The following is a 20,757-nucleotide window of genomic DNA, read 5'->3' on the forward strand; positions in this document are numbered from 1 at the left end:
TCAGCATTCTCAAACTAGAATAGAGACAATTCTCTTGCGTTTCTCTGAATCGGGATCATGAGTTACATGCATCTCTTCATCAAAGATCAGCGTAGCACGTTCTTCCAGATTATATTTCGGCCATTGCAGCTCAGATGTAGCCGGGTTTCCTCGATGAGCGAAGGTAATCCAAGCCTCATGCATACCTTCAGCCAATTTCTGCATCGCCGGTGTAATTTCCGCACCCAGGCGAGATACATGAAACAGATTATTAAAGGCATAGACAATTTCTGCACCATGCACAGCTTTGTTTAACAATGGATGGCCAGGGACTGTTCCATCAAAACGATACATCCAGACAGGTGCATAAGCCAATTGACTCTCTGCTAAGGATATAGAGGTACCCCAGAAATAAAGATCCGTTAGAATCTCCGCCTGTCCCTCCCATGTAGAAGAATAGTGGCTGGAAATCTCCGCCAGACTTCCAGTTCCCATCATTTGCTCTAGCGCCTTGAGCGATTCCTCAAAGTCTGCACCAGGCATTTCTCCTCTAAAAAACAAGTTACCCTCATCCCGATTGGTTCCAATCAACAATGGGATACCCTGGGCCGATCCTGCTGCCACAGCCTGTGCAGGATCTACAGGAAGCGTATCCCCATCAATGACAGGCTGAAATAACATACCAATTGATCCACCTGTTAATTTAATGGTCATTCTTGTGGCTGCTTCAATCATTTGTTCTGCTGATAATGTAATAAGTAGGCTAGTATCCCCATCAGGAGAAATACCTAGTTCAGTAAGTAATGCAACTGCAATATCTTTTCCTTGCTGATTTGGTAGCGTTTGAGCAGCTCCACTTTGCATGATTGCTCCAGCAAATAATCCCTTCGCAGCAGGCATAGCCAGAAGTGCAGCGATACTCATGCTGCCAGCTGATTCTCCGAATACCGTGACTCGCTGCGGGTCGCCTCCAAAGGCGGCAATATTGAGCTTTATCCATTCCAGCGCGGCAATTTGATCCAGTAAGCCTTGATTAGACGCAAATCCATCACCAAGCGAACACAAATGCATGAATCCAAACGGTCCCAGTCGATAATTAATCGTCACCAAGACTACATCACCGTGCTCCGCGAAGCTTGTGCCATCAAACTGTGGCTGACTTCCAGCACCAGTCACAAATGTACCCCCGTGAATCCAGACCATTACAGGAAGTGACTCGCCTAGGGACGCAGGTGACCATACATTTAAGTATAAACAATCCTCAGAATGACGAGGTGTTAGGCCACCGAAACGCGTACCCCTCGTATCCGCTGGCTGATGGCTAACTGGACCAAATTCAGAAGCATCTCTAATTCCGCTCCAAGCTTCTGGTGGCTGCGGCGCACGAAATCGAAGCTCTCCAACTGGCGGAGCGGCAAAAGGGATTCCACGCCAAACGTTCACACCACCCTCCTCTCGTCCTTGAAGCTCACCGTAAGAGGTTACTGCTATCGGTCCTACCATTACATTTCACCCTTCCACATTATTCCTTATTCTCTTCAATCTGCTTATACAATCCGGACTGGAACCGGAACCATTGAAAGATATGTGTAAATACCACCTTGAGTACCGCATAACCAGGAACTGCAATGATGATGCCAAGAACGCCGAACATTTTACCAGCGAAAATAATAACAAAAATGATAGTGATCGGATGAATCTTCAGCGACTTGCCCATAATCTGTGGAGAGATAAACTTCCCTTCAATCAACTGTACAGCCGTCCAGACGATGATCATCTTCAGCAGCATAAATGGGGAAGTGACCATGGCCACAACTAAGGCTGGTGTAATAGCAATTGCCGGGCCCAAATATGGAACAACTGCTGTACAAGCAGCAGCAATGGCAAGGACAAGTGAATACTCCAGACCAATAATCAAATAGCCAATATAAAGCAGCGCACCAATGCAGCAGCTTACTATAATTTGCCCTCGAATATAAGAGGACACCTGAGCGTTCATTTCCGACATCACCATCCGAGTCTGCGGCTGCATCGCGGTAGGAACGAATTTCAGAATGTAATCCGGCAATCTTTTTCCATCACGAAGCAAGTAGAATAGAATAAACGGCGTCGTTACCACCGCCAGCACAATCTCCGTAACTGCTCCTACGAAGCTGCCTACGCCTGTCAGAGCATTATTCAGAAAAGAAGTGCCCCAAGCCGTAATCTTAGTGGTTATCTCACTTAGGTTGGTTCCTATACTATCTTGAATTTGGCCAAAGAATTCAGTACCCGTCAGATTCATAAATCGTTCCTGGATCAAGTCACTATACCTTGGAAATTCGTCGATCAAACCAGATAATTGCGTACGAAGAATTGGAATCACCATTACCAGAATCAGCGTGATGATACCCGCAATTAACAGATAAAGAATGATGATTGCATACACACGTTTCATCCTGAATCTTTTTTCCATTCGGTCTACTAGCGGATTCAGCAAGTAATACGCGATACCCGATAGTAACAATGGTGCAGCTACCGTATGTAGCAATACAGATATAGGAGTGAAAATAAACGGTATCTTTGAGAACACCAGAACAGTTATCCCAATTAACAATAAAATGAGTAAGGTTACCACAAATTTATTGTTCAGAAAAAACTTTTTAAACTTCTCCGGCCAAACCTGCAGCCTCTCCATCGTACCCTCTCCCCCATGCGCCACCTTATATGAAGTGTTATTATATTCACTTTTTAATAGCATAGTCAACGTTAGGGGCGCAAGTCAAATTTGATATCTGCAATTCTGCCCGCCTCCACAAAACCAATCGATTGATATACTTTGTTGGAATCCCGGTTTTTGGCATCGGCATAAAGCATTGGTGTTACCTCTTCATGAAGCAATTGTGAACATAATTCTGCTACGATTGCGCTGGCGTACCCTTTTTTTCGGTGAGTGCGTGGAGTATACACATCATTTATTCGAGCATGTCTCGAAGTCTGGTGAGCGATGTTAGCCATGGAGACTGGGATATCATCATCGATCCATAGGTACAACCTACCTGAGCTAGCGGCCTCTTTGGCCATTGGCAACATCGTTACAGGCTGAACAGGTCTGCCAAAAGCATCCTCTGAGAAGCCTGCCATGAATCCTGCGATCGTAGTACTGTATTCTTCAGTCGCAAGCCGTAAGTATCCTCCTACATTTGCGGACTTCTTTACCACTAGGCAGTGATAAGCCTCAAGCATCATATATGTATGAAAAAGTTGCTCATGAAATTCACAAAAAGATTCCGCAAACAATTGCGCCGTTTCTGGTTCTGCTGACACTCCTGGAAATTCTTGATCCTTCACGTACTCGACAAGCTTCTGTATCAGTTCTCTTCTTTGCTCCAGATCTATTTCCTGTGAAATCCATAGCCAAGGGTTGTGCCCTGCAGATTGCGTGAAAATCAGCTTCTCATCATCAGATTTAATCTTAACAGCGTCTTCATATTCACTAATTCGATATATCAAATTATATTGTACCTCATCTTTTGCAAAATCCGTCTGATCCAGAACACTATCATTAACAGAAAACCTCTTAAACAAGTCTATTCCCACTAGATCTTCCTTTCATTCAATGATAATCCTCTCCTGCATAAAAAGAAATGACGTTGTCATCCTTAAAAGACAATCGGTTCTCCTAGAAATATACGGATGATGTATAGTGTGACGTATGAATTATAAAAAAATACCGCCAGCACTTTGACGGTATTTCAATCATTTCTACTATGAATTCCCCTTGCTGCGAAGCTTCATTAGCGAACAGCTATTTCTTCTTCTTCCCTTTAGCTCCCTTGTCATCTGCTGCAATCAGCTGCCCATCATATGTGTACAGTAGATGATCTTCAAGTCTCTCGCCCTGTAAATGCTTCCGTACTAGCGATTTCGCTGATTTAGGTGTGATCTCTTTATACCACACGCCTTCAGGGTATGCGATCACGACGCAGGAATCTGAACATCTACCATTACAACGGGTTACCGTCGTATGTATAAGACTCTGTGCACCTTGCTTTTCAATCTCATCTTCTATCGCTTCAGCTACCTCTTCACCTTTGTGTTTCTTGCAGCTGCTACCATTACATATCAACAAATGACTTACGGTTCCTTGTAAATTCCAAGTTGTCATGAAATCCCCATTCCTTTCATGCCTAATAATATTCCGTTAACGGATTATTCTAAACACTATCATAAGAGCCATTATAGTCAATAGAAAGAAAGACTGGTATACTATAATTGAGAATGATTATCACTGAAAAAAGGGAGCGATTTCTACCATGCCCATCCAATCCGGCGGGATGCCACATCATTCCCATCCTTTTTATATGCCTGTTAAGATTAGTAGCCAAAAGTCTTTCCCACTACGTAACCGATAACAGCCCAGCTACGAATTCCTGTATTATGATTGTCTGGGAAGGTAAGGGGCAGCTTGAGATAGATGGCGAACCTCATAGCCTCAAACCCGGAAGCATCATCACCTTTGCAGCATCTTCAAATTTGAAGCTAGAGACTGAGCAACAGTTACAGGGGAAGTGGATAGAGTACACCAGAATGGCCAACCGTAGTCAAGAGGATTATTTTCTAAATGGCCGCTCCTCCTTACACCACGCCTCCACACAATTGATCGCACTATCAGGTGAGCTTTACAGTGCTTGGATAGAACCCGATGATCGAAAACCGTTTAAGGTCCAGCAATTATTCACTCAATTCATCGTGGATCTTCATCATGAACTGGCTGCAAAAAAGGAGACATCAGGAAGCTGGCTTGAACATGTGTTTGATTACATAGAAGCTCATTACAACGAAGATATCACTCGGGAGCAGATGGCTACGTTAGCTGGGGTAAGCCCTGAACACTTCTCACGTACCTTTCGTAAAATTATGGGTCAAACTTTCAGCGCTTATATTACACTGTTAAGAATCCGCAGAGCACAGCAACGAATCCTCACCAGTTCCCCAAATCTAACAACTCTGGCGCATGAGGTTGGTTATGAAGAAGGGACTTATCTGAGCCGTAAATTCAAGCAGCTTGTGGGTCTTTCACCTACGGCCTATCAGAACAAGAACAAAAAAATTGTAGCTTTGAACTACAATCACACAGCTATCCTACGGGTACTAGAAATCATACCTCAACTCGGTGTTTATTCGGATTGGCATCGGAGCTTGGAGCAAGTGCCAGCCTCCAAACAACTAACGATGAACGAAAGTAGCTCTTCCCTCATATTTGATTCGATAGCTTCAGCAGAGCCAGATATCATTATCAGCTACAATATTCCAGAGAATAAGATCCTGACTCCAGTTGCTCCGGTCATTGAATTACCCTTTATGCAAATGAGCTGGCGAGAGCAATTTGGTTTGATCGCTGATGTGGTCAATCGGCGACAGCGAGCAGAAGAATGGTTAGGTCATTACGATGGGCTCTGCCATGCTGCCAACAAGAAACTGAACCATTCGATAGGTTCGGAAAGAGGGATGGCTATCGTTTGGGAACTTAGTTCCCGAGCAGCGTATTGTTTCAGTAGCAGTTACGGTAGGGGTTGTCAGATTTTGTACGGAGATCTTGGATTCAAGCCACCATCCATCATTATGGAGAACGGAATAATGGATTCGGGGTATCTAGTATCATCTATTGAGGAAATCGGATCCTATCCTGCAGACTATATTATTATCACTAGCATCCCATCATCTTCTGAGGGAAGAAAACGCCTCTCTCGCCTTCTGCGTTCTCGTGATTGGAAACAGTTAGATGCAGTCCGTAAAAATCGGGTATACATCCTGAACAAGGGTGACATGTTCTATGGATTTCATCCACTGTCTTCTCAAGCACAACTTCAAGAATTACTACGTGTGATGACATCATAAATATGCACAAGCAAAGATCATATTCGTCCATAGTAAATAACCAGTGAAGATTGTAAAGTTCTTATTGAGAATGATAATCAATTACCATAGGAGGAACAACAAATTGCATAATCTACAAAAGAATACTACGAAACAGAATCACTGGCTTCTATTTCCCCTCATGCTGACGTTAATTCTAGTCATATCAGCTTGTGGAAATTTCAATACTACGGTGGAGAATACAGGTGGTACCAGTAACACCAGCAATACAACAGCAGCAACACAAGCACCAACCGAAACTAATCAAGAAGCAGAAAGTGTTGAAACCCCTACTGTCAAGACAGTAAGTACCATAAAAGGTGATGTTGAAATCCCTGTTCATCCTAAACGAATTGTCGCTGAGGAATACTTGGGAAGTCTAATAGCACTTGATACCATCCCTATCGGAGCTCCAGGCTTGACCCTAGAAAATATGTATTATAAGGAGGCTCTTACCGGTGTTACAGACACAGGAGCGTACGGTAAAATGTCACCTGAAAAAATCATCGCACTAAATCCTGACTTGATTATTTCGGGACAAGCAGAAAGCTATGAAACGCTTAGCAAAATTGCTCCTACCATCATTGTGCCTTACGGGGATCTAAAAGATGCTCATGCAGAATTAACCTATTTCGGAGAACTCCTTGGAAAGGAACAAGAAGCAAAAAATTGGCTTGCAGATTATGACAAACGGATAGCCGAAGCTAAAGCAAAAGTGGACAAGGTCCTCCCAGCAGATGCAACCTTCTCCATCATGGAAGACGGTGGAAAATCCATCTGGGTCTATGGCGATAACTTTGGCAGAGGTGAACAGCCCATCTATCAGGCGCTAGGTCGTAAGCCTCCTACAGCTGTAGCCGCTGAGATTATGGAGAAACAATGGGCGGAAATATCTAAAGAAGCACTCGCTAAGTATGCAGGAGATTATATTATCTTAACCTCAAATAACCTTACAGAAGCTGATTACAAGGCTGATTCATTCTGGGGCAACCTTCCTGCTGTCAAAAATGGACACCTCTATGTTTGGAAAGAAGAACGTTCCTGGTACTATGACCCTATCGCAGTATTAACCCAGACCGAAGAGCTGGCCGATTGGCTTACAAAATAAACGGGGATGAGAGTTCTCCAAATCTATTAACTATAGTACCCTACTGCCTTCAGCAATGTTGGAGCAGTGGGGTATTTGTCATTTTGCTGATTGAAGGCTCATCATCTTCAGCATGTTCTTCTAATAACTACGAAATTACACAAACAGAAATAAGGTAATATATATATCAGAAATACTTTTCCTTCATCCAAATGTACCGTGTTGTTAGACGAACTAAATAATGAACCCTTTTTCTCCTTTTCCGATAGTATATAATATTGAGCGTCCTGACGATGTTTCTGGAAATCTTCTAGAAGGGTGCGTCGCTATTTTTTTGTTCATCATTCTTTTTTAAGCAAGTAATGGAACTTCTAGTGTTCCTTAGCTTGCAAGTGCAGCCCAAAAAGGGATGTCCGAAGCCACAGCGGCTTAACGGACATCCCTTTATTGTTTAACTTATTGAAAAGACTTCAGCACCGCTACAATCTCATCCAGCTGCTTGTCCAGCGCATTTGACCTGCCTTAACAGCAGGTAGGCTTTGCCAGAAGACGCTGTCCAGAATATCCAGCTTATCCTGCTCCACACCACGGCTGAAGCCCTGGAATATATAATCAGCTTCTCCTTGATACTCGGGCAGCGCTTCGAGAGAAAGGGAAGCCCAGCCTTCCTTAAAAGCTACATCTTATACAAGATCAGGAGCATGTAGCCCTAATCCATTATATAGGATCTCCCCTCCTCGCCCATAAGAGGATCCATAAAGGTATAGCTCTTTACCAGCTATTTCGATTATGGCCACCTTTTTGTGAGCTGTGATCAGATCGGCCAATTCCGCTTTCTTCGCTTCCAGCTTCTGATTGAAATCCGCCACCCACTTTACAGCCTGCTGCTCCTTGTTCAAGATTTTCCCGATCTCGTTCAATCGTTATATTTTCCCGAAATGGATAAGAAACCCTATACGCTCTACACTAAAATCAAACCTATTCCTTGAGAATTTACCGCTATTAATGGTCGTCAACGACACCAAGCGCCTTATTCTTCTCCTTGAACCGCTCATTGTGAGAAGACACATAAGCAACTTTAGCTGCATTTGGATCTATGTACAGCTTGGCACTATTAAGCGCCAGAACCGCATCCGTGAAAGCACCTGCAATTAAACGTACCTTACTCGTATAATCGACAAAGTCACCAGCTGCAAATATGCCTGGGAGATTGGTCTCCAGCTTATCAGATACATTCGCACACCATTCGCCCATATCAAGGCCCCACTCTTTTAACGGTCCAAAATCGCTCTTAAGACCATGGTTTACGATAACTGCATCCACTTCAAATTGCTCTGTTTCACCTGTCTCTATGTGGTTGATCGTCACCTGATCTATCGTTTCCCCATTACTGCTGTGTAATTGGCTTACTGTATAGGGCACGCGGACATTGACTGAAGATTCCTTCATCCGTACAATATTTTTCTCATGACCACCAAACTGTTCACGACGGTGCACAATCGTTACACTTGCTGCGATGGACTCCAGTTCATTCGCCCAGTCAACTGCGGAGTCACCTCCACCGGAGATCAGCACTCTTTTGCCACGGAATGGCTCTAGCTCCTGAACGGTATAATGAAGATTCGTCACTTCATAGCGGTCTGCACCTTCAATTTCGAGCTTAGCCATTTGTAAAATTCCGTAGCCAATTGCTAAAATGACGGTTCGTGTCCAGTGTTGTTCGCCAGTTGATGAGGTTAAGATATACGTCCCGTCTTCTTGTCTCTCCTGTTTCATGATTAGCTGCCCCAGCACAATGGTTGGTTCAAAGGTCTGAGCCTGCTCCTTGAGCTGCCCGATCAGCTGATGACAGAGAGTCGGCGTTACGCCACCTACGTCCCAGATCATTTTTTCAGGATAAATAAGCATTCTTCCTCCGAGCTCATCCTTCGCTTCAATCAACTTCGTCTTGAGGTCTCTCATTCCACTATAAAAAGCTGTATACATCCCAGCAGGTCCGCCGCCAATAATAGTTACATCGTATAATTCCAGTTGATTGTTCATTATGTCCCTCCAAAAGTATATTCTATTGATGACCTGAGCTGCTTACGCCCCAAATTGAGCCTCATGTAGTCGACTGTAAAATCCGGTAGTCTGTAACAGTTCTTCATGTCTGCCTTGTTCTGCGATACCGCCTTCCGCAACGACAACAATACGATCGGCATTCTTGATCGTTGCCAGCCGATGAGCAATAACCAGCGTCGTACGACCTTGTGACAACTCCGCAAGTGCCTCCTGAATAGCAGACTCCGTCTCGGTATCCAGGGCCGATGTGGCTTCATCCAGAATAAGAATCGTTGGATTCTTCAAGAACATCCGGGCAATGGATAGCCGCTGCTTCTGACCTCCGGAGAGCTTGACGCCCCGTTCCCCGATCATAGTGTCGAGTCCAGCAGGTGGGGACTTGATCAGATCTTCCAGTTGAGCGCGCCGTGCTGCCTCCCAGATTTCTTCATCGGAGGCTCCCAACCGCCCGTAAGCGATATTCTCACGGATGGTTCCGTCGAACAGGAATACATCTTGTTGTACAATCCCGATATGGGAACGAAGAGATTCAAGCGTCATGGAGCGAATATCCATTCCATCAATGGTAATGTTACCTCCACTTACATCATAGAAACGAGGCAATAGACTACATAGCGTTGTTTTCCCCGCACCGGATGGACCGACTAGAGCAACGGTTTCTCCTGCTGGAATCGATAGATTCACATTGCGGAGAACCTTTTCTTTATCGCTGTAAGCGAAAGCCACATCATTGAAGATAATATTCCCCGTAAGTTCATGAACTGGCTTGGCGTCTTTAGCATCAGCGACATCCGGTTCCGTCTCCAGCAATTCGAGATAACGCTTGAAACCAGCAATACCTTTTGGATATGTCTCAATGACCGAGTTAATCTGTTGCAACGGTCCTAAGAAGACATTGGACAACATCACAAAGGCAATGAATTCACCGTAAGTCATTTGCTTCTGAATTACAAAATATGTTCCACAGAGTAGAACGAATAGAGAGACAAGTTTCATTAAAATAAAGCTAAAGGATGAGTTCCATGCCATAATCCGATAGGTCAATAGCTTCGTAATACGGAAGCGCTCATTATTCACCGCAAAGCGGGAAATTTCATGATTCTCGTTAGCAAAAGCTTGCACAACGCGGATCCCACTCACATTATTCTCCACGCGTGCGTTATAGTCGGCAATGTCCGCGAACATGATGTGGAAGGCTTTAGACATTTTCCGGCTGAAGTACATGGATAAATAAATCATCAGCGGAACGATAACAAACGTCAGAATAGCTAATTGCCAATTGATACTGAGCATGATGCCGAATACACCGAGCAGCGTCATTACTGCTATAAAAAGATCCTCCGGTCCATGGTGGGCAATCTCACCGATGTCCATCAGATCATTTGTCATCCGTGAGACCAAATGGCCTGTCTTGTTATTATCAAAGAAATTGAACGAAAGCTTCTGCACTCGATCAAACAGCTTTTTTCTCATATCCGACTCGATATTGATCCCTAGCTTATGCCCCCAATAAGTGACGACAAAATGCATAAAGGAACTGACGATATAAATTCCTAGCAAGCCAAGGCAAGAATATAGTATCCATTTCCAATTGCCTGTTGGTAGAAGATCATCTACTACCCGGTTAACAGCCAGCGGAAAGACCAGTTCAAGTAGTGCAGCAGCAATAGCACAGGAAAAATCAAGAATAAACAATCCCTTATAGGGCCTATAGTAAGCAAAAAAACGACGCAACATGGTAAGAATTCGCTCCTTCTGGTGAGAGATCAGCCTACTTTCATCAAGATTTCGTACGGGCTAACAAATACAAAAAGTATGGTGCTCCAATCACAGCAACAACGATACCCGTAGGAATCTCAGACGGCTGAAGGATCCATCGTCCAATGGTATCCGCTGTAATAACGAGCAGTGACCCAAGCAGTGCCGAAGTTGGAAGCATGAGTTGATGCTTCGGTCCAACTAGCCGTCTCGCCAAATGGGGTCCGACCAATCCCACAAAACCAATGCCGCCGCTGACAGCGACACTCGCCGCTGCTAACCCTACTGCAGCCGCAAGAAGCCGAAATTGTTCCTTCGTTACTGCGGCACCAAGTCCCACAGCGGTCTGCTCCCCTAGATTCAGTACGTTCATCACCCTTGCCTTATAGATGACATAAGGCACCAGAATAAGAATCCACGGTAGAAGAGAAAGTACAAACTTCCAGCTTGTTCCCCAAATGCTACCTGCCAGCCAGGTAGCGACGAATTGGTATTTTTCTGGATCAAGCCTTAGCGTAAGCACGATCATAGCTGCACTCATCCCAGCTGCGACAGCTACACCAGTCAACAGTAGGCGCATAGGCGATATTCCTTGGTGCCGCTTATAAGCTAGAGCATAGATTAAGGCAGCTGTTACCCCCGCACCTACGAACGCTACCATCGGCAGCAGATACACTGGAGCCGCGGTTGCCGTCGGGTAAAAAGAAATTAACAGCATAACCATGATTCCTGCACCAGCATTAATCCCTAAGATACCAGGGTCCGCCAAAGCATTGCGAAAGACGCCCTGCATCACAGCACCGGATACAGCCAGACCTGCTCCAATTAGAACGGAGATCACAATACGTGGTAACCGAAACTGAAACAAGATTAACTCCTGCTTATCGGTTCCTTTACCGAACAATGTATTAATCAACTCCATAGGAGTTAAACGTATGTATCCTGTATTCATACTAATAATAAAAGCAATAACTATCAGTACAACTAACGAAATCATTATAATTAAGCCCCGTTTATTCTTGGCGGCTTCGAAGGAACCGAATGTAGTCTTTTCCATCATTACAGCTCCCTCCTTTCTTTACGTGCAAGATAAAGGAAGAAAGGTACACCGATCAGTGCAATAATAGCGCCAAGTGGCGTTTCATTAGGTGGATTAATCATCCGCGCAGTTAAATCTGCAAATACAGCAAGTAGACTGCCAAGAATCGCTGAACAAGGAATGATCCATCTGTAATCTACACCCACAAAAAAACGTGTCAAATGCGGAATAATAAGTCCAATGAAACCAACTGCACCAACTACGGCAACCGATGATCCGGCCAAAATCAATACGATTAATGCGCCTGCCAACTTCACAAGCCCTATACGCTGACCTAGACCTTTCGCAACATCGTCACCTAAACTGAGCATCGTGATCGATCGAGAGATTACCATTGCACCAATTAAAGCAGCTCCTATCCAAGGGAACATAATTTTGAGTTGAATCCATTTCGTCCCAGCCAAGCCTCCGGCGTACCAGAAAGCCAAATCTTGACCGATGTGAAAATATAAAGCTACCCCTTCACTCAGCGCCGACAAAAGTGCACTAAAAGCAGCACCCGCCAGTACTAAACGAGCAGGAGTTAATCCTCCCTTAGCAAGTGATCCAATTCCGTATACGACGCCCGCGCCTACGCCGGCACCCACGAAAGAATATAGAATCAAATACATAAACGATAAATTTGGAAAAAAGGCAAAACACAGTGCGAGCGCAAATCCTGCACCTGAGTTGATACCCATCAGACCTGAATCAGCCAATGGATTTCGCGTCATCCCCTGCATAATGGCGCCTGCAACTGCAAAGCTAGCCCCTATCATTGCCCCTCCAAGTACACGAGGTAATCTTAATTCTCTAATAATCTGATGATCCATGATCTCCGGATCGAAGTGAAACACAGCTGACCACACCACAGACAGCTTAATATCTGCTGCGCCGAAGGAGACGGAAACAGCTATACCTAATAATAATAGCGCCAGACCGCCAACCAAGATTAATGTTGCCGCCCAAGGACGTGAACGAAATTCTCGTTTAACTACTCCTTTATCGGCTCCTATCCTGGTAGTTATCTGTTGATTCATGAATGCCACCCTATTTCTATGAAATTGATTCTCATTATCATTAGACTATTGTAAATTACATTTCTTAGGTTTGGCAATAGATAGATTTAATTGGTGCTATTTAATTTATTGCATTGACAGGCATTCTTAGATTTGATAAAGTTCAAATTGAAAATAATGTTGATAATGATTCTCATTATTATTAGTTAACACGTATACATAGGGAGGTTTACCATGTTTAAAAGAAAGACCCTCTTCCCCATCCTGGCACTCACAATGTTATTGTCCGTATTTGTGGCCGCCTGCGGGGGAAATAACAACGCTTCATCTAATACACCAACAGCTACAACCGAAGCAACAACAGCCCCGACTGCAGAAGCAACGGCTGCTCCTGATGCTTCCGCTACTGAAACGCGTAACTATGAAACTACTAAAGGTACTGTGCAAATTCCAGTTAAACCTCAGCGAATCGTTACAGATTATTATGGCGGCGAATTGCTATCCGTTGGAGCTAACATTGTAGGTGTCGAACCTAGTACTTTTGACAATCCCTTCTTGAAAGACCTACTCAAAAACACACAAGATGTCGGTGCTCCAGTCAACGCAGAGAAAGCTCTAGAACTTACACCTGATCTAATAGTCGTTATGTACGATGACAACTACGATGCTTTATCCAAAATTGCTCCAACCATTCACATTCCGTACGGAACCGCTACGAATATCTATGAAACCGTAAAACTGTTCGGAGATATTGTAGGAGCGCCTGACAAAGCCGAGCAATTCATTGCTGACTTTGAGAAAAAGGCTGCTGAAGGCCGCGAAAAGCTTAAAGGTGTCGTGAATGAAAATGATACATTCGGAATCTATGAGCTGACAGACAAAGGTGAGCTATGGACCTTCGGTAACAATGCGGGCCGTGGTGGACAAGCCCTTTATAATGCACTTAAGCTGAAAATGCCTACTAAGAACAGCAATGACAACCAAACACTGCAGCTATCCATGGAGCTATTGCCAGAATATGCTGCTGACTACATGTTCCTAACTACTTATGATCCTGATAAAAAAGGCGATAAGCTGAAGGAATTAAAAGAATCACCAGTCTGGAACGGACTTGCTGCCGCGAAGAACGATCATCTGTTTTACAACGATTTTGATACCTTCTACCGCTATGATCCTATTGCCATTACTGCGCAAATCGATCTGTTCGTAGATATGATTCTTGAGCGTAACGGTAAGAAATAAGAATAGGTACACAAAGAAACACCCCACTGATTAGGCATCGCCTAAAGTGGGGTGTTTTGGTAATGTAATGAATGTTATCATCTAGTATAATCCTCATACTGATCGGTTTTATTTAACTTTTTGTACATATACTCATCATTCTTAAGCTTGTAGAGCTGCCCCATACCCGCAAATACGAAAAATAGTACTAAAATCAATAAATACGCATAGGTGAATTCACCAATATAGAAGCAAGTGACTATAGCAATTAGGGTCAAGATCAACAATGCCGCTGCAATTCTGGATAAAACCCTCTTCAAACGGAATCCCCCCACGTTTTTTCGTTTGTTTAGATTATCATATTTGGAATTAAATTGGTATCACTTTTCTTCTGGTAAGGGAATTTCGAGTAATTGGATATGAGTCAGCATGTTACGAGTGTATATTTTGGTATATACATTATAAAAGAGTACTTGAAACACAAGATACGCCCCGCCTACTAACAGACAGAAAGCAAAGGGAGCCAGGGCTGTAGACATTTCAATCCTAGAAGAACTAACTACATAAAAAGTAGCTAGCGCTGTACCTAATACATAAGGGAGAAAAAACAGTACTTTAAAGGGTTTACCTATGATTTGGGCAGCTTCCTTAGAAGTAATCCCAATCTTGTTCAGCTTCCTGAATTTGATCTTCGCTCGCTCTAGATCCGTCAAGATACTGAAATGCAACACTACACCGGAAGCAATAAAAAATAGTAGACCTACAAACGTAAATATGATAATTCCAAATCGGCCAGACTCCTGTAGCTGTGAATATTCATTTATTCTAGACTTGGTGGAGAATGCACTGGCATCATGCCGATCATCCCCATACCAGGACTCCGTATTGTCCTTGTTATATTTGGCTAAAGCCGCATTTAACTTAGCATCTATTTCTCCTGTCTTCTTCCAATCCTTGAAATTAAGGAGCTGAAGATTCCCGATCGCATTCATATGCTCCGCTTTCAGAGCCGCATAATCATCTTTATTCACAATGATATGAAGTCCATTCATGAGAATCGGCACAGGATTGAATACCATTTTTAATACGAAACCTTGTGAGTGCAGCGTTTGGTTGCCGGAGGAAAGCTGCATTTCAAAAGTTGGCATTTCTGGTCTTTGATTCTTAAGCTCCTCTCCTTGAGCAACTAAAGCAAGATTAAGAAAGTGACCTTTCTCTACATGATAATCGCTGGCGGTTAAAGAGTTTATGCCCTGGTCCGAGAATATTTTGAAATCAAACAAATCGATATATTCCAGTTCTTGGTGTGAAATCAGAGGTGTGGCTCCATGATACGTGATCTCGTTGAGTGCCTCTGGTGTAATGCTATTTTTCCCAAATACTTCGGTATAGGCGATATGATACGGGTTATTCTTAACCGCAATCTTTTGAGAATCCCAGGTTATAAAAAATATAATACTACTTAGAGAAATCGTGATGAAGACGAGGAAGGTGATGAGAGAAAGCACGATTCGAGACCGTCCAAGGGTATAGTTCAAATCGGAGGTGAACAGTAGGTGCTTATGATAAGATCCGGTCGATCGCGATAGGATTAGTTGCATCCAACCCCCAAGTCCAGACATCAAGAAATAGACTCCCACTATACTAATTCCGATACTTCTTAACATAGCATTGCCGTTAGTATAACTGTAATGACTAAGCATATCATAAACAGCGATTCCTAAAAGTACGACTCCGATGAACCCAGCGATTTTCCCATGAATCAGGCTGCGTTCTGCGGTTTTGGATTCTTTTAATAGACGCACCATGTTGTATCTCAAGGTTAACAATAGATTGACTACAATCACTACTATATATATGACTGCGAAGAATATAATTGTATGCAAATAACTATCTATCGTCAGTGTAAAAGCACTGTCCCCAATATCAACAAACTTCGAAACGAAGAAGAAAAAAATACCTGAGAAGACCGTTCCTGCACCTAAACCGATAAGAATCGAAGCTATAGCGATCATGCTATTTTCGAAAATAATTATTTTACGGATATTGTGACTCGTCATCCCCAGGACCATTAACAGCCCGTAGTCGCTTTTTCTGAATTTCACAAAGGCCATTTGAGCATACAGAATAAACAGAACAGCAAACACTCGCATAACAAGAAAAGGAGCATATAAATTACCTGATACCATCCCATTCACTTGATAAGGGTCATTAAAATCAGGGTTCGTATAGAGCGAATAAAAGATGAAGAAGATCATGATCGTAAAGCTGCTGCATAGAAAAAATAACAAATATCTTCTAAGATTCGCCTTAAAGATCTGATAAGCCATTCTTCTAAAGGTCATCTTCTCCCCCTCCAATAAAGGCCAGGTTCTTCAGAATCATATCTAAAAATGCTCTGCGCTCTTTATTTTCTCTAGCAATCTCTAATAGAGCCTTCCCATCCTTGATAAAAAGCACGCGATTACAATAGCTGGCCGCAAAAGGATCATGCGTGACCATCACAATCGTCGCTCCTTTCAGAGTGTTCAGCTTGGCAAAGGTTTTCATCACCGTACTCGAGGATTTGGAATCCAAATTCCCCGTAGGGTCAGACTATCCAGCAGATTGTAATCCTGAAAAACGAACCCCATTCGCTGCCGGCGAAAAAACGCAAGCTCGTTCTTGGACATCTCGCTTATACTAGTCTCTGCAATTCGCACAACCCCACTATAATCCGTGTCGATTCCGCTAAGGATATTCAGAAGCGTTGTTTTTCCGCTCCCTGAAGGCCCCATAATCGCCACAAACTCCCCGCTGTCCACACTCAGGCTTATCCCGTTTAACGCCTGAAAAACATTCGTTTTTCCCTTGCCTTTATATTCTTTAGAGAGATTCTCTACTTCTAGAATGGGCATGCTCGCACCTTCCCCCTTCATAGCTCGGAGTGAATTAACATTAAATGGAATTATGGTATTCCTGTAAACACTATAAAGGCAAGTGGAGAGTTCGTTTGTTAGATTGCTCACAGAAGTTGTTTGGAGGGAACGAAGTAAAAAACACATGGCTATGTGATCGCATGTGTTTGGGTTCAAGTCTATTCTAGTTCAAGAGTCGAACGGACCTCCATTAAAATTTTCCCAAGCATGTTCTTCCCTGTGCCTTTTGAACCACACCCCCAATAATAATCGTTGGTTGTTTCTTCAATGATTTCCTCAGGTGATGTAGAGATTAGAATCTCCCGAATATCAAGATGGGTCAGAAATTTTTGTAAGACAGCTTTTTTCATCACTTCATCCTTTACCTGTTCCCAATCTACTCTTAAAGGTTTATTCCGATCACGTCCCATGTTTGCCGCATCCATAGGTGATTCCACTACTCGTATCTCTTCTTCATAGATACTACCAACAAACTTCTGAGCTTGAAAATAGTGCTCGCTCGTATGCCAATACTTCCCATCTAACTCAAATCCGTGCTTTGAGAAATTCGAAAAACATCCATACTCATCATTAACTTTATAAAATCTAATTGCCATAGTTAATCATACCTTTCAGAGATTATGTAACCTTAAAATAATAACTTCTATAAGGATCATAAGCTGACTTCCAATAATAGTAAAGTCACAACTGATTATCATAAGTATACTGGTAATAATCGGAGCAGTAATTTTAGCTACAAAAAAAGAGCCTTTATAAAAAAGGCTCTAAAAACTCTTCCCCCACCTACCGCCGCAACTCCCCCGTAACCTCCATAATCTTCGTGGCTAACAAATGTGACGACACTTCATAATCCACACACCCAAACGCCAGCGCCGCTTCAGGCATTTCATTTACAATAGAAGTCTCTTGCGATTCTACGATAGTTGATTGGGCGCCTACTTGTTTAGCAGAGAGCATTCCTCTCGCGCCATCGTTTCCCACTCCGGTCATCAGGATCAAATGCTGCTTCAGGCTCTTTAATCCAGAGATGGAATCGAACAATACATCAATGGATGGACGTTGCCCGTTCACTGGAGCTTTCTTGTGAAGTTTGATTCTACATTCTTGCCCTTGCTGAACTACGGTCATATGACAATTACCAGGTGCGATATATGCCGTTCCGCCGAGTACCAACTGATCATCCTTCGCCTCAACCACCCGTACACTTGAGAACCGATTCAATCGTTCTGCCAATACTTCCGTGTACTTGGCCGGCATATGCTGAACGATTAGCAAGGGGTATGGGAAGTTCGCCGGGAGCGAGCTAATTACGATCTCAAGCGCCTTCGGGCCACCTACTCCACATCCTATTGTCACGATTTGATCCAATTCTTCCATACATCCGGTCTTAGAATTTTCTTCATCCTGTTGTCCTGTAACCACTTTGGAGACAGTTATATTATTAAGGATGAGGGTTCTCAATGGGATTTGGGCAGCTTGTTTAATTTTGAATATTAGCTCGTCTTTTATTTTGGATAAATCAGGTCCATAGGACTGGATTGGCTTGGATATGAAGTCCACTGCACCATTCTGTAGACCTGTGATGGTTGCTGTTATTCCATCTTTTGTCCCTGAGCTCAGAATAAGGATGGGTGTTGGGCGCTGTGACATAATGCTTGAGAGTGCTACTAAACTATTCAATTCCGGCACTTCTATATCTATAGTCACAACATCAGGCCTAAGTTCTTGAACCATACTAACCGCTTCGGATGCATTTCGAGCAGCTCCAATGACCTCGATAGTTGAATCCTCCGAAATAAGGTTCGAGATCTGTTTACGCATCATTACTGAAGTAGCTACAACGAGCACTTTTAACTTTTGCACTACTTCTCCTCTCCAATCAATGATGATACCCACGCCAGTGTTTATTTAACTTTAAAAATAGATACGAGAGCATTCAGTTCCTCCGCTAGCTGTGCTAATGCATTAGCCGTCGTTGCTGTTTCACTACTGCTTGCCGCCATTTCTTCCGTCGCTGCCGATATGCTCTCGATCGAGTACATCACCTCTGATGATTGTGCGGCCTGTTCTTCACTCGCAGCAGCTATTTCTGTTACTTTATGTGCGGTTTCGTTCACCATAGAGAGAATATGATCAAAGGCGTCCCCATTTTTTTGTGAAAAAGCTACACCTTCTACAACAGCCTTCACGCTATGCTGCGTATTCTTCTGCATTTCTTTAATAATATTCGTGACTTGTTTCGTAGCCTCACTGCTCCGCTCTGCTAACTTCCTTACTTCATCCGCAACCACGGCAAAACCTCGGCCCTGTTCACCTGCACGAGCAGCTTCTATTGCTGCATTTAGGGCCAGCAGATTTGTCTGTTTTGCAATATCATCAATGACCGCAATAATCTGCCCAATTTTATCAGAGCCTTCTTCTAGACTAGACATTTGATTGTTTAGCAGCCTCATTCCTTGTATGGAGTCGGTAACTACTGCACCTCCATCCTGAGCAATACGCATAGTCTGATCTGACAGCTCTGAGGCATGCTCTGCACTTTGAGCTACTGAATTAATCGCTTCAGATAATTCACGGAATAACTCATTCATCGTTTGTGCTGCAGTGGCTTGACTCATACTACCACTAGCTACTTCCTCAGTACTTGCAGAGATTTGCTGCGCAGCAGCCGAGACACTTTCCGCAGAGGATAAAATGCCTCCAACGGTGCGCCTTAAGTTCAGAACCATTTCATTAACGGAATTCGCGAGTTTTCCGATCTCGTCCTTGGAATCCAGATTCGAAGTTTCGCTTAAGTCTCCATTAGCTACTTTGCCTAGTAAGCGCATCACTTGATTAAGAGGCCGGGCGATAATTTGCGAGATTAGATAACCAAAACCCACACTGATAAGAAGTGCAATGATAGTAACACTAAAGGTAATCAAACGAGAGGATTGATATAGTTTATTTGCGTAATCACTGGATCCCTGTGCCTGCTTCATGTTGATGTCAATTAGACCTTGCAGGAAATTCGTCATCTCTGAAGTAGCCAGCTGTAAATCTCCTGTTAGCAAATAATTCGTATATTCTTCATTACTGATGTTCATCTTATCTATTTCAATCGCATGATCCACACTTGTGATATAGCGTTGCCAGATCTCAGGATAATCCTTCATCTTCTCTAATTCTTCTTCTCTCAACTCTGTCTTGTTATATTTAATCATGATGTCTTCAATACTTTGGACATTCTTATGTATTTTATCTCGGTACTCCTTTTTCTTTTCCTCGTTTTTGGCCATCGTGTTTATATCTCGGATATTTATTCTATTCGTTAAAAAGAGTTCATTCGCTTCACCGAGATATGCAATCGGTGTTAAGCGATTGTTATACATATCCACGATGGACTCATCCATCTTACTCAAATTGCTTATTCCATAGAATCCTACGAAGCATAATATGGCCGATACCAACACAAATGCGGAGATTAACTTCACTGCTGTTCTTAAATTATAAAACCATTTCATCCTTCTGCACCTCATTACGCTAGTCAATTTTTAGTAATTCTTAGGAACTATTTCATCATAAACTGTAAGCAGAATATGGTAACCGAAAAAAAATGGCGTACTCACGCAAAATTATTGCGTACCCCCGCAAAAAAGCGCACAAGCATAAACGCTTACCGTCCCTATAAGGACGGTAAGCGTTTATGCGAGAAATATAAGATATAAAGTATTGGTAAAACTTACACTTTCTTAT

The 20,757-nt window shown here is 43.1% G+C and carries 18 protein-coding genes and 1 pseudogene; 4 read left to right on the forward strand and 15 right to left on the reverse strand.

Annotated features, from left to right (window positions below; genetic code table 11):
• Positions 1-9: 9 nt before the first annotated feature.
• From MHH52_RS20200 to MHH52_RS20215, 4 genes are all read right to left on the reverse strand, one after another.
• Positions 10-1,482: a carboxylesterase/lipase family protein gene (locus MHH52_RS20200; protein ID WP_340004199.1), complete on the reverse strand. Its 1,473-nt coding sequence runs from the start codon at positions 1,480-1,482 to the stop codon at positions 10-12.
• Positions 1,483-1,501: 19 nt separating this feature from the next.
• Positions 1,502-2,656, reverse strand: coding sequence for an AI-2E family transporter (locus MHH52_RS20205; RefSeq protein WP_340004200.1), 1,155 nt, complete (start codon positions 2,654-2,656; stop codon positions 1,502-1,504).
• A gap of 71 nt (positions 2,657-2,727) precedes the next feature.
• Positions 2,728-3,546, reverse strand: coding sequence for a GNAT family N-acetyltransferase (locus tag MHH52_RS20210; protein ID WP_340004201.1), 819 nt, complete (start codon positions 3,544-3,546; stop codon positions 2,728-2,730).
• A 220-nt stretch (positions 3,547-3,766) separates the two neighbouring features.
• Positions 3,767-4,126, reverse strand: a complete 360-nt coding sequence (locus MHH52_RS20215; RefSeq protein WP_313640764.1) for a (2Fe-2S) ferredoxin domain-containing protein — start codon at positions 4,124-4,126, stop codon at positions 3,767-3,769.
• A 272-nt stretch (positions 4,127-4,398) separates the two neighbouring features.
• Here MHH52_RS20215 and MHH52_RS20220 point away from each other — a divergent pair, with 272 nt between their 5' ends.
• The 3 genes from MHH52_RS20220 (at position 4,399) to MHH52_RS20230 (ending at position 7,319) form a co-directional block, all read left to right on the forward strand.
• Positions 4,399-5,859 carry an AraC family transcriptional regulator gene (locus MHH52_RS20220; RefSeq protein WP_340004202.1) on the forward strand — a complete coding sequence of 487 codons (1,461 nt, stop codon included), beginning with the start codon at positions 4,399-4,401 and terminating at the stop codon, positions 5,857-5,859.
• Between the two features lie 103 nt (positions 5,860-5,962).
• The gene (locus tag MHH52_RS20225; RefSeq protein ID WP_340004203.1) at positions 5,963-6,985 is read left to right on the forward strand and encodes an ABC transporter substrate-binding protein; all 1,023 of its coding nucleotides are present in this window, start codon (positions 5,963-5,965) and stop codon (positions 6,983-6,985) included.
• Positions 6,986-7,205: 220 nt separating this feature from the next.
• Positions 7,206-7,319: a spore germination protein gene (locus MHH52_RS20230; RefSeq protein WP_340004204.1), complete on the forward strand. Its 114-nt coding sequence runs from the start codon at positions 7,206-7,208 to the stop codon at positions 7,317-7,319.
• Positions 7,320-7,647: 328 nt separating this feature from the next.
• Here MHH52_RS20230 and MHH52_RS20235 read toward each other — a convergent pair whose 3' ends face one another.
• The 5 genes from MHH52_RS20235 to MHH52_RS20255 all read right to left on the reverse strand — a co-directional run bounded on the left by MHH52_RS20235 (position 7,648) and on the right by MHH52_RS20255 (position 12,904).
• A complete protein-coding gene (locus tag MHH52_RS20235; RefSeq protein ID WP_340004205.1) occupies positions 7,648-7,884 on the reverse strand; it encodes a hypothetical protein in 237 nt (78 codons plus the stop codon).
• 82 nt (positions 7,885-7,966) lie between these two features.
• Positions 7,967-9,007, reverse strand: coding sequence for an NAD(P)/FAD-dependent oxidoreductase (locus tag MHH52_RS20240; RefSeq protein WP_340004206.1), 1,041 nt, complete (start codon positions 9,005-9,007; stop codon positions 7,967-7,969).
• A gap of 42 nt (positions 9,008-9,049) precedes the next feature.
• Complete coding sequence (locus MHH52_RS20245) at positions 9,050-10,765, reverse strand: ABC transporter ATP-binding protein (protein ID WP_340004207.1); 1,716 nt, start codon at positions 10,763-10,765, stop codon at positions 9,050-9,052.
• Between the two features lie 43 nt (positions 10,766-10,808).
• On the reverse strand, positions 10,809-11,846 hold the full coding sequence (locus tag MHH52_RS20250; protein WP_340004208.1) for an iron ABC transporter permease: 1,038 nt from the start codon (positions 11,844-11,846) through the stop codon (positions 10,809-10,811).
• The gene (locus tag MHH52_RS20255; RefSeq protein WP_340004209.1) at positions 11,846-12,904 is read right to left on the reverse strand and encodes an iron ABC transporter permease; all 1,059 of its coding nucleotides are present in this window, start codon (positions 12,902-12,904) and stop codon (positions 11,846-11,848) included. Before MHH52_RS20255 ends, MHH52_RS20250 begins: the two co-directional genes overlap by 1 nt.
• Before the next feature lie 213 nt (positions 12,905-13,117).
• Between MHH52_RS20255 and MHH52_RS20260 the strand changes: the two genes are divergently transcribed.
• Positions 13,118-14,125 carry an ABC transporter substrate-binding protein gene (locus MHH52_RS20260; RefSeq protein WP_340004210.1) on the forward strand — a complete coding sequence of 336 codons (1,008 nt, stop codon included), beginning with the start codon at positions 13,118-13,120 and terminating at the stop codon, positions 14,123-14,125.
• Positions 14,126-14,202: 77 nt separating this feature from the next.
• On the opposite strand, the gene MHH52_RS20265 is transcribed toward MHH52_RS20260, so the two are convergent.
• The 6 genes and pseudogenes from MHH52_RS20265 to MHH52_RS20290 all read right to left on the reverse strand — a co-directional run bounded on the left by MHH52_RS20265 (position 14,203) and on the right by MHH52_RS20290 (position 20,525).
• Positions 14,203-14,424, reverse strand: a complete 222-nt coding sequence (locus MHH52_RS20265) for a hypothetical protein (RefSeq protein WP_340004211.1) — start codon at positions 14,422-14,424, stop codon at positions 14,203-14,205.
• A 60-nt stretch (positions 14,425-14,484) separates the two neighbouring features.
• Positions 14,485-16,449, reverse strand: a complete 1,965-nt coding sequence (locus MHH52_RS20270; RefSeq protein WP_340004212.1) for an ABC transporter permease — start codon at positions 16,447-16,449, stop codon at positions 14,485-14,487.
• Positions 16,439-17,001: pseudogene (locus MHH52_RS20275) on the reverse strand (ATP-binding cassette domain-containing protein). The gene MHH52_RS20270 and the pseudogene MHH52_RS20275 overlap by 11 nt, the downstream one beginning before the upstream one ends.
• Positions 17,002-17,180: 179 nt before the next feature.
• Positions 17,181-17,618 (reverse strand): NADAR domain-containing protein, encoded by a 438-nt coding sequence (locus MHH52_RS20280; RefSeq protein WP_340004213.1) that lies wholly within the window; start codon positions 17,616-17,618, stop codon positions 17,181-17,183.
• 187 nt (positions 17,619-17,805) lie between these two features.
• Positions 17,806-18,885, reverse strand: coding sequence for a chemotaxis-specific protein-glutamate methyltransferase CheB (cheB, locus tag MHH52_RS20285; RefSeq protein ID WP_340004214.1), 1,080 nt, complete (start codon positions 18,883-18,885; stop codon positions 17,806-17,808).
• 41 nt (positions 18,886-18,926) lie between these two features.
• Positions 18,927-20,525, reverse strand: a complete 1,599-nt coding sequence (locus MHH52_RS20290; RefSeq protein WP_340004215.1) for a methyl-accepting chemotaxis protein — start codon at positions 20,523-20,525, stop codon at positions 18,927-18,929.
• Between the last annotated feature and the right edge of the window lie 232 nt (positions 20,526-20,757).

The sequence above is a fragment of the Paenibacillus sp. FSL K6-0276 genome, assembly GCF_037977235.1.
Classification (GTDB): Bacteria; Bacillota; Bacilli; order Paenibacillales; family Paenibacillaceae; genus Paenibacillus_AQ.

Excerpts from the sequence above, each read along its gene's own strand:
- MHH52_RS20250 (WP_340004208.1), bottom strand. The coding sequence starts at position 11,846 with ATGATGGAAAAGACTACATTCGGTTCCTTCGAAGCCGCCAAGAATAAA.
- MHH52_RS20215 (WP_313640764.1), bottom strand. The coding sequence starts at position 4,126 with ATGACAACTTGGAATTTACAAGGAACCGTAAGTCATTTGTTGATATGT.
- MHH52_RS20205 (WP_340004200.1), bottom strand. The coding sequence starts at position 2,656 with ATGGAGAGGCTGCAGGTTTGGCCGGAGAAGTTTAAAAAGTTTTTTCTG.
- MHH52_RS20245 (WP_340004207.1), bottom strand. The coding sequence starts at position 10,765 with ATGTTGCGTCGTTTTTTTGCTTACTATAGGCCCTATAAGGGATTGTTT.
- MHH52_RS20255 (WP_340004209.1), bottom strand. The coding sequence starts at position 12,904 with ATGAATCAACAGATAACTACCAGGATAGGAGCCGATAAAGGAGTAGTT.
- MHH52_RS20200 (WP_340004199.1), bottom strand. The coding sequence starts at position 1,482 with ATGGTAGGACCGATAGCAGTAACCTCTTACGGTGAGCTTCAAGGACGA.
- MHH52_RS20220 (WP_340004202.1), top strand. The coding sequence starts at position 4,399 with ATGATTGTCTGGGAAGGTAAGGGGCAGCTTGAGATAGATGGCGAACCT.
- MHH52_RS20270 (WP_340004212.1), bottom strand. The coding sequence starts at position 16,449 with ATGACCTTTAGAAGAATGGCTTATCAGATCTTTAAGGCGAATCTTAGA.
- MHH52_RS20240 (WP_340004206.1), bottom strand. The coding sequence starts at position 9,007 with ATGAACAATCAACTGGAATTATACGATGTAACTATTATTGGCGGCGGA.
- MHH52_RS20280 (WP_340004213.1), bottom strand. The coding sequence starts at position 17,618 with ATGGCAATTAGATTTTATAAAGTTAATGATGAGTATGGATGTTTTTCG.
- MHH52_RS20230 (WP_340004204.1), top strand. The coding sequence starts at position 7,206 with ATGAACCCTTTTTCTCCTTTTCCGATAGTATATAATATTGAGCGTCCT.
- MHH52_RS20260 (WP_340004210.1), top strand. The coding sequence starts at position 13,118 with ATGTTTAAAAGAAAGACCCTCTTCCCCATCCTGGCACTCACAATGTTA.
- MHH52_RS20290 (WP_340004215.1), bottom strand. The coding sequence starts at position 20,525 with ATGAAATGGTTTTATAATTTAAGAACAGCAGTGAAGTTAATCTCCGCA.